Annotated in this window: 8 protein-coding genes; 6 read left to right on the top strand and 2 right to left on the bottom strand. The window is 49.1% G+C overall.

The features are described 5' to 3' along the window. Positions 1–316 precede the first annotated feature (316 nt). Positions 317–823, bottom strand: a complete 507-nt coding sequence (locus tag ABU165_RS22500) for a phosphatidylglycerophosphatase A family protein (protein WP_009791447.1) — start codon at positions 821–823, stop codon at positions 317–319. A gap of 198 nt (positions 824–1021) precedes the next feature. On the opposite strand from ABU165_RS22500, the gene yutH reads away from it, so the two are divergent. From yutH to thrB, 5 genes are all read left to right on the top strand, one after another. Beyond that, a complete protein-coding gene (gene yutH / locus ABU165_RS22495) occupies positions 1022–2029 on the top strand; it encodes a spore coat putative kinase YutH (protein WP_318061007.1) in 1008 nt (335 codons plus the stop codon). 106 nt (positions 2030–2135) lie between these two features. Beyond that, positions 2136–3104 (top strand): 2-hydroxyacid dehydrogenase, encoded by a 969-nt coding sequence (locus ABU165_RS22490; protein ID WP_318061008.1) that lies wholly within the window; start codon positions 2136–2138, stop codon positions 3102–3104. A gap of 1017 nt (positions 3105–4121) precedes the next feature. Next, a complete protein-coding gene (locus tag ABU165_RS22485) occupies positions 4122–5417 on the top strand; it encodes a homoserine dehydrogenase (RefSeq protein WP_094769460.1) in 1296 nt (431 codons plus the stop codon). Continuing rightward, entirely contained in the window at positions 5417–6478 is a 1062-nt protein-coding gene (gene thrC, locus ABU165_RS22480; protein ID WP_101549576.1) for a threonine synthase, read from the top strand. Before ABU165_RS22485 ends, thrC begins: the two co-directional genes overlap by 1 nt. Next, positions 6475–7392, top strand: a complete 918-nt coding sequence (gene thrB, locus ABU165_RS22475) for a homoserine kinase (RefSeq protein WP_101549578.1) — start codon at positions 6475–6477, stop codon at positions 7390–7392. Before thrC ends, thrB begins: the two co-directional genes overlap by 4 nt. 72 nt (positions 7393–7464) lie before the next feature. On the opposite strand, the gene ABU165_RS22470 is transcribed toward thrB, so the two are convergent. After that, the gene (locus tag ABU165_RS22470; RefSeq protein WP_009791440.1) at positions 7465–7698 is read right to left on the bottom strand and encodes a NifU family protein; all 234 of its coding nucleotides are present in this window, start codon (positions 7696–7698) and stop codon (positions 7465–7467) included. Between the two features lie 147 nt (positions 7699–7845). On the opposite strand from ABU165_RS22470, the gene ABU165_RS22465 reads away from it, so the two are divergent. After that, the gene (locus ABU165_RS22465) at positions 7846–8172 is read left to right on the top strand and encodes a YuzD family protein (RefSeq protein ID WP_101549580.1); all 327 of its coding nucleotides are present in this window, start codon (positions 7846–7848) and stop codon (positions 8170–8172) included. Positions 8173–8405 lie beyond the last annotated feature (233 nt).

Below are 8405 nucleotides of genomic sequence, written 5' to 3'. Positions count from 1 at the left end.
CGCTGTCGCGCTGTGGGGTCTTAACGTTTCCGCTATTTCCCGCAGGAGTCTTCGTGCCTTCCACTCCAATCAACAGGGTTTTTATAAATTTTTGGGCAAATTTCTCTTTAAGAAACGTGGAGTTTTTTTAATGCTCTCTGTTGGGTTAAGGGCTGCTCGCACAGCGATATGAGTACTGGTTGCCTGAAATGGAGACCAACAGGGTTGTAAGAATTTTTTAGGGGACTCCTACAACCCGTGAGATGGAATGTACTCGTCTTTCTTTCTGCCTACGAAATAACACAGCCCCCAACTGAAGGCTGTGTTTTCTAATCTTCTATTCCACCTTTGCAGCGCCATGGGCCAGGCGGCTTGAGGCGGCTGCTGCGATGGCGCCTACGATGTCGTCCAGGAAGGTGTGGCATTTGCCGGAGGATTTATCGTTTAGGTCTTTTAGGATGCCGGGCTTCAGTTTATCGATATATCCGTAGTTGGTAAAACCGATGCTGCCATATACATTGACGATGGAGAAAGCGAGTACTTCGTCGACGCCATAGAGACTTTCATCGGTTTCTATGATTTTTTGGAGAGGCTGGTCAAGCATTCCTTTTTCACCGAGCATATCAAGCTGGATCCCGGTCAGGATGGCGTTTTGGACTTCCCTTTTGGACAGGACGCGCTCAACGTTGTGAAGGCAGTCCTTCATTTCAAGATTAGGGTGGTACTTTTCCTGAAGAAAGAAAACTAAATCTGCGATATCCTGTACGGTTACCCCTCTTTCAAGCAGCCATCTGCGGGCTGTCTGTTCTGTCAGGTCAACAACTTCTTTTTGTTCTTCAGACATTTGCCTCACCTTTTCTTATTTTTTTCTAATGTATATACCGGCACAGCCGCAAATATACCTAAACAGGACATGCGGCTCCCGTGGCCTGTCTACTTCATTTTTTCCCTGAAGGCATGGGTTATGCAAGAAACAAACAAGTTTTTGCGGCGGGCACATATAAATGAGATATAAGCGATTAGCGAATGAAGAGGTGTTTCTATGCTCAGGCAAATGCTTAAGCAACATTTTGGCATACAGGCGGAGGAAGAATTGAGAATCGGGCTGCATGAAGCCTTCAAAAAGGATAACCAGCTTTATATACCGATGGAGGTTGGCCTGGAGGAAGAGGATCTGGCGGAGCTTAGCCTGATTGCCAGCCATCTGCAGCAAACCGGCGATAAGACTGTAAGCACTTTCCTGCAGACAACTGAAGGTAAACACTCAAGCGTGTGGGAGCAAAAGAGCTATTGTGTATTGAAGTGCCCGAATGCCCAGCCGCGCAAAGGCTATCAGTCTGGCAGGAAGCTTGCCAAGTTCCATTATCGCGGCAGGCTTATTTCCTCACCGATCACCCGGACAAGCAGGATTGGGCAGTGGAAGCAGCTCTGGGAAAAGAGGCTGGATCAGATGGAGAAGGTTTGGAATAGCATGCTTTTTCAGCAGCCGGAGCATGAACTGGACCGGATGTTTCTGGAAACATTCCCCTACTATATGGGCCTGGCCGAGAACTCCATCCAATATCTGGCTGATGCAGAGCTGGATGATGAGCCAGGGCCTGCGGACAGCGGGACTGTCTGCCATGAGCGTTTTGTTTCCTCCACATGGGGAAGTGATGATTATCTGATCAAAAGCCCGTTTGACTGGGTCTTTGATCATGCAAGCCGCGATCTGGCAGAATGGTCCAGGGAAAGGTACTTCCGGAACATCAAAACTTATCAGCCAGGGCTATCACAGTATCTGAAGGAGTACCAGACAGTTGAGCCGCTGACCTCTTTTTCGTGGCGGCTGCTGTATGCACGCCTTCTGTTCCCGCTTCACTATTTTGAGTGCATTGAGAATTATTATGGGAATCCGACAGAGCATCAAAGGCATCTTTCAGAAGAGCAGCTGGGCCGTTTCCTGCAGCATACAGGCGACCATGAAGAGTTTCTGGGAAGGTTTTTTGAGATGGCAGAAGTCCCTGCTGCCAAAATGAAACTCCCTCCTGTAGACTGGCTGAAACGATAGCGGACTCAGCAGGGCTGTGAAAGGGCTTTTCCTTTGAATTGCCATTTCTTCCTTTTATAATGGGGAGGTACTGAACTTTTACGGCAAACTGCTGGGAGGCATATGATTGATGAAGGATAGAGTGTATATTACAAGAAAGCTGCCGGAAGAAACGATTTCCGGCTTAAAAGAGCATTATCATGTGGAGATGTGGGATAAGGAAGACATACCTGTTCCGGCTGAGGTTCTCAGGGAAAAGGCTAAAGAGGCATCGGCGCTGCTTACGATGCTTGCAGATTCCATAGATGGTGATTTGCTGGCGGAAGCGCACCGATTGAAGGTTGTAGCCAACCTTGCAGTCGGTTATGACAATATTGATGTGAAGGCTGCAGCGGAAAAAGGGATTACTGTGGCGAATACCCCTGATGTGCTTACTGATACTACAGCTGATCTGACCTTTGCTTTATTAATGGCGGCAGCCCGGAGGATCACGGAAAGCGCAGAATATGTGAAAGAGGGGAAATGGAAGAGCTGGAGTCCGCTCCTTCTTGCCGGCCAGGATATCCATCATAAGACCATCGGGATTGTTGGAATGGGGAATATCGGCCAGGCTGTGGCAAAGCGGGCAAAAGGCTTTGACATGAACATCCTTTATCATAACAGATCGAGAAGGCCTGAGGCGGAAGAAAAGCTCGGAGCTGTCTACGCTTCATTCGAGGAGCTGTGCGAGCAGTCGGATTATGTTGTATGCCTTGCACCGCTGAATGAGTCGACGAAAAATCTTTTCACCGAAGAGGCCTTCCGAAGAATGAAGAACTCCGCCATCTTCATTAATGCAGGCCGCGGCGCCATTGTGGATGAAGACGCACTTTACCGTGCTCTTCTTGATGGGGAAATCAGCGGAGCCGGGCTTGACGTCTTTGTAAAAGAACCAATTGGAAAGGACCATCCTCTCCTCAGTCTGTCCAATGTTGTCGCCCTTCCGCATATCGGCAGCTCCAGCACGGAAACCAGAATGGAGATGGCCAGGCTCTGCGCCGAAAACATCAATCTTGTTTTATCAGGCAAGCAGGCAAAAACGCCGGTACATATTTAATGATTGAAGGAGGCCCGGCTTTTTGCCGGGCTTTTGGTTTAGTGGAGGAGTGGCCGGACTGCGGAGGGGGATATTGCTATTGGCGGAGATACAGGCTGGTGTTTCCATAGGATTGTCAGGGGTAAGTCAGATGAATTTCAATGTCGTGTATCCGGGAGGAGCCACTGGACACATGACCGAGCGAAAAAAGCGGATGTCATGTATCCCAAAAAAGCTACTGGATACATGACCAAGTAAAAAATGGAGGTGTCATGTATCCGGGAGGAGCCAGTAGATACATGATCGAGCGAAAAAAACTGGTGTCATGTACCCCGAAAAAGCTACTGGATACATGATGGAGTAAAAGATGGAGGTGTCATGTATCCGGGAGGAGCCACTGGATACATGACCGAGCGAAAAAAACGGGTGTCATGTATCCCGAAAAGGCTACTGGATACATGATGGAGTAAAAGATGGAGGTGTCATGTATCCGGGAGGAGTCACTGGATACATGGTCGAGCGAAAAAAACGGGTGTCATGTATCCCGAAAATGCTACTGGATACATGACCGAGTAAAAAATGGAGGTGTCATGTATCCGGGAGGAGCCAGTAGATACATGATCGAGCGAAAAAAGCAAATGTCATGTACCCCGAAAAAGCTACTGGATACATGACCAAGTAAAAGATGGAGGTGTCATGTATCCGGGAGGAGTCACTAGATACATGACCGAGCGAAAAAAGCACATGACATGTATACCGAAAAAGTCCCTTACATGACAGAGCGAAAATCCTAGTGTCATGGACAGGGGGCAACATGCCATAGATTTCTCATCCATGTATGCTATAATCCACTACACAGCCTTCGTCTAAAAGAAAAAATCTCAAATCGCCAAACACTTACAGTCTCAGCACAGTAAGCGATTCCACAAATATAATTCTGAATATTTCTTATTGTAAAATTATCTGCCAAACTCTATAATGTCTACTATACAAATACAAATGTACACCTAAAAAGAACAACGGTGAGGGGGATATAGAGTGGAAGCTATTTCAGTTGGGTTGTTAGGATTGGGAACTGTCGGATCAGGTGTTGTGAAAATCATTAAAAACCACCAGGATAAGCTGATGCATCAGGTAGGCTGTCCGGTTGAGGTTAAAAAAGTGCTGGTGCAGGATTTGAATAAGCAGCGCGAAGTGGATATTGAAGCCTCCCTGCTCACAGGAAGCCCGGAGGAAATTATTGATGATCCGGATATCGATATTATCATTGAGGTCATGGGGGGGATTGAGGATACAAGGAAGCATCTCCTTAAGGCGCTTGCGAATAAAAAGCATATTGTAACAGCCAATAAAGATTTAATGGCATTGTACGGTTCGGAGCTTTTGACTGCTGCTTCAGAAAATGGCTGCGATTTGTTTTATGAAGCCAGTGTTGCCGGGGGAATCCCTATTTTAAGAGGGCTTGCAGATGGATTGGCCTCTGACCGGATAACTAAAATGATGGGCATCGTTAATGGGACAACCAATTATATTTTAACGAAGATGAGCCAGGATGGCAGCGCCTATGAAGATGTGCTGAAGGAAGCCCAGGAGCTCGGATACGCCGAAAGCGACCCGACCTCAGATGTGGAGGGGCTGGATGCTGCAAGGAAAATGGCGATCCTGGCCACACTCGGCTTCTCGATGAAAGTTGATCTGGATGATGTGAAAGTAAAAGGAATCACAGGGGTAACGGAAGAAGATCTGCAGTACGGAAAGCAGCTCGGCTATACTATGAAGCTGATCGGCATTGCCCACCGCGAAGGGGAGAAGGTTGAGGTCAGCGTGCAGCCGGCGCTTTTGGCAGAATCCCATCCGCTTGCCGGGGTGAATAATGAGTATAATGCAGTCTATGTATACGGGGAAGCGGTTGGAGAAACGATGTTTTACGGCCCTGGTGCAGGGAGCCTGCCGACTGCTACAGCAGTTGTCTCGGACCTTGTCGGTGTCATGAAAAATCTGAGGCTGGGCGTGAACGGGAAGAGCGCTGTCAGCCCGCAGTATCCGAAGAAGCTTAAAGACCCGTCCGAAATATACTCTAAATACTTCCTGCGGCTCCATGTTAAAGATGAAGTGGGTGTCTTTGGCGAATTGACATCTATTTTTTCCAAGCATTCCGTCAGTCTTGAAAAAATCCTGCAGCTGCCTGTGGAAGAAAAGGGGCTGGCCGAAATCGTCCTCGTCACCCATCAATCTTCTTTGAAGGATTATGAGGACATCCTGTCCAGCTTAGAGGACCTGCCTGCTGTAAAAACGATTGAGAGCTCATACAGAGTAGAGGGGAGTGGAAGCTGATGCGATGGGAAGGACTTTTGTCTGCCTACAAGGAATATCTGCCGGTGAATGATGAAACACCGATGCTCTCCCTAAATGAAGGCAATACACCGCTGATCAAGCTGAACCGGATATCCCAGGAATGGGGCATCGAACTGTATGTGAAAACGGAGGGCAGCAATCCGACCGGCTCATTCAAGGACCGCGGCATGGTCATGGCTGTTGCCAAAGCAAAGGAAGCCGGCAGCAGTACGGTCATTTGTGCATCAACAGGGAATACATCTGCCGCAGCGGCAGCATATGCGGCAAGGGCCGGGATGAGATGCATAGTTGTCATTCCTGAAGGCAAGATTGCCATGGGTAAGCTTGCACAGGCAATCATGTACGGAGCGGAAATTATATCAATTGAAGGCAATTTTGACGAGGCTCTTGCCATGGTCCGCAGCATCAGCGAAACGGAGCCTGTCACTCTTGTGAATTCTGTCAATCCATACAGGCTGGAAGGGCAGAAAACGGCTGCCTTCGAGATTTGCGACCAGCTTGGGAGTGCCCCTGATATTCTCGCAATCCCTGTAGGCAATGCCGGAAATATCAGTGCCTACTGGAAAGGCTTTAAAGAGTACAACCGCGCAAAACAGACCGGCCTTCCAAGGATGTTTGGCTTTGAGGCGGAAGGGGCGGCGGCCATTGTCCATGACAGAATCTTTGCAGAGCCCGAAACAATCGCTACCGCCATCAGGATCGGAAACCCGGCGAGCTGGCAGCTGGCCGTGGATGCGAGGGACGAGTCAGAAGGGAAAATCGATGAAGTCAGCGATACGGAAATCCTTGGGGCATACCGCAAGCTTGCAGCTTCAGAGGGCATTTTTGCAGAGCCGGCTTCCTGTGCATCGCTGGCCGGCATCTATAAAAAGCTGCGCCAAGGGGAAATACCGCATGGCAGCAGAGTTGTTGCAGTTCTTACAGGGAACGGGCTGAAAGATCCGAACACCGCAATCGATACAAGCCTTGTGAAGCCGATCCTTCTTCCAAACGAGCTTGAAGCGGTTGCGGGCCATATCAGGGGAGCCGTGCATTCATGATGGAGGGAGAGATGCTTACCATCAGGGTGCCGGCAAGTACGGCCAATCTTGGGCCTGGCTTTGATTCTGTCGGCCTTGCCCTGAGTCTATATTTGACGGTTGAAGCAGAGCGTGCCGGCCAATGGGAGGTGGTGCCGGAAAGCAGCTGCCTGGAGGGCTTCCCAAGGGACAGCCGGCATCTGATTGTCCAGGCTGCAAAGAAGGCAGCCGAACATTATTCAGCGGATCTCCCGCCCTGTATTTTAAGGGTGAAAAGCGACATTCCCCTGGCCAGGGGGCTTGGTTCAAGCGGAGCAGCCATTGTCGCCGGTATTGAACTGGCTGACTCGTTATGCGGCTTAGGGCTTTCCCGGCATGAAAAGCTGTGCATCGCAGGGCGGATGGAGGGGCATCCGGACAATGTGGGGGCCTCTCTCTTTGGCGGGCTGGTGATTGGTTATCAGACAGGGGAAGAGGTGCTGGCAGCCGCTTTCCAACATCTTGGCATTGAGGTGCTGGCAGTCGTTCCCCAGGAGGAGCTGCTGACAAAAGAATCGAGGGGGGCTCTTCCGGCAAGCTTGACCCACCAGGAGTCGGTTCAGGCCGGCGCTGCGGCCAATCTACTCATTGCTGCTCTTCTTCAGGGCAATTATGAGCTGGCTGGGAAGATGATGCAGAAAGATTTGTATCACCAGCCCTACAGGAGGAAGCTTGTTCCCCATCTTGACATGATTGAAGAGAAAGCAGCAGCTCTTGGCGTCTTCGGAACCGCCTTGAGCGGAGCGGGGCCTGCAGTGGTTTGCTTCATTGCCCCTGAAAAGGGAGATCAAGCTGCAGATGCTCTCAGCAGGATACTGCCGCAGATGGATGTGCTGCGCTTATCCATTGATCAAAAGGGCAGTACAGTATCCCGGCATGCAGTTTCAGGCCGTTAATATGTAAGAGCTGAGATTCCCATAAAAAAAAGCGATCCGCCCGAGGCGTGATCGCTTTATTATTGGAATTTCTTAGAATACCTGTTCTACTTCGACAACTCCAGGAACTTCTTCTAAAAGAGCACGTTCAATCCCTGCTTTTAAAGTAATGGTTGAACTAGGGCAGCTGCCGCAAGCTCCAAGTAAACGAAGCTTAACAATGCCATCTTCTACATCAACCAATTCACAGTCTCCTCCATCGCGAAGAAGAAACGGACGCAATTTATCTAATACTTCCTGAACATCTGAAATGATATCTTGTTCCATTAAAATCGACTCCTTTCCTACTCTTATTATAATCACTGTCGAGCCAAAAATCTATTCCCCAATCCCCAAATCCAATAATCGTTAATTTTTTTTCTATATGAATATTAAACTTCCATCAGTTAAAATAGACATAAAGGGGTGGAAAAAATGGACAGAAGGTCAGTTGAAATCGTTGTATACGGGGCAGAGCAGTTATGCCCAAGCTGTGTGAATCTGCCATCATCTAAAGAGACGTATGAATGGCTGGAGGCTGCGGTCAGCCGGAAGTTTGCTGATCAGCCTTTTTCCATCAGTTATGTGGATATACATAATCCTCCTGATGATGAGGCAAGGAGGGACTTTGCGATGCGGGTGATTGAGGAGGATATGTTTTATCCGGTCGTTTTGATCGGCGATGAAGTGGTCGGTGAGGGCAATCCGAAGCTGAAAACGATTTTTGCCAAGATGGAGGCTTACGGTTATACGCCAGCCTGATGAATGGGGAAAAGCGGGCCTGTGTGTATCAGGGTCGCTTTTTTGTTGAAATACGGAGTATCTTTTTGAATGGGGGCGGTGATTTCCATTCCAGGCACTTCGCTTTCCGCGGGGCGGCGCTGAGCCTCCTCAGAGTAAGCTCCTGCGGGGTCTCAGCTCTGCCGCTTCAATCCCGCAGGAGTCTGCGTGCCTTGCACTCCAATCACCAGGTTCTGAAAATTAATTGGGCAATT

Origin of the sequence: Cytobacillus sp. T106, from assembly GCF_040492155.1 — a bacterium.
GTDB lineage: Bacteria > Bacillota > Bacilli > Bacillales > Cytobacillaceae > Bacillus_AB > Bacillus_AB infantis.
The sequence above is the reverse complement of the archived record's forward strand: the minus strand, read 5'-3'. Positions and strand labels throughout refer to the sequence as shown.

Bases quoted from the DNA above. Each gene is read 5' to 3' on its own strand.
- ABU165_RS22470 (WP_009791440.1), bottom strand. From the start codon at position 7,698: ATGGAACAAGATATCATTTCAGATGTTCAGGAAGTATTAGATAAATTG.
- ABU165_RS22465 (WP_101549580.1), top strand. From the start codon at position 7,846: ATGGACAGAAGGTCAGTTGAAATCGTTGTATACGGGGCAGAGCAGTTA.
- ABU165_RS22500 (WP_009791447.1), bottom strand. From the start codon at position 823: ATGTCTGAAGAACAAAAAGAAGTTGTTGACCTGACAGAACAGACAGCC.
- thrB (WP_101549578.1), top strand. From the start codon at position 6,475: ATGATGGAGGGAGAGATGCTTACCATCAGGGTGCCGGCAAGTACGGCC.
- yutH (WP_318061007.1), top strand. From the start codon at position 1,022: ATGCTCAGGCAAATGCTTAAGCAACATTTTGGCATACAGGCGGAGGAA.
- thrC (WP_101549576.1), top strand. From the start codon at position 5,417: ATGCGATGGGAAGGACTTTTGTCTGCCTACAAGGAATATCTGCCGGTG.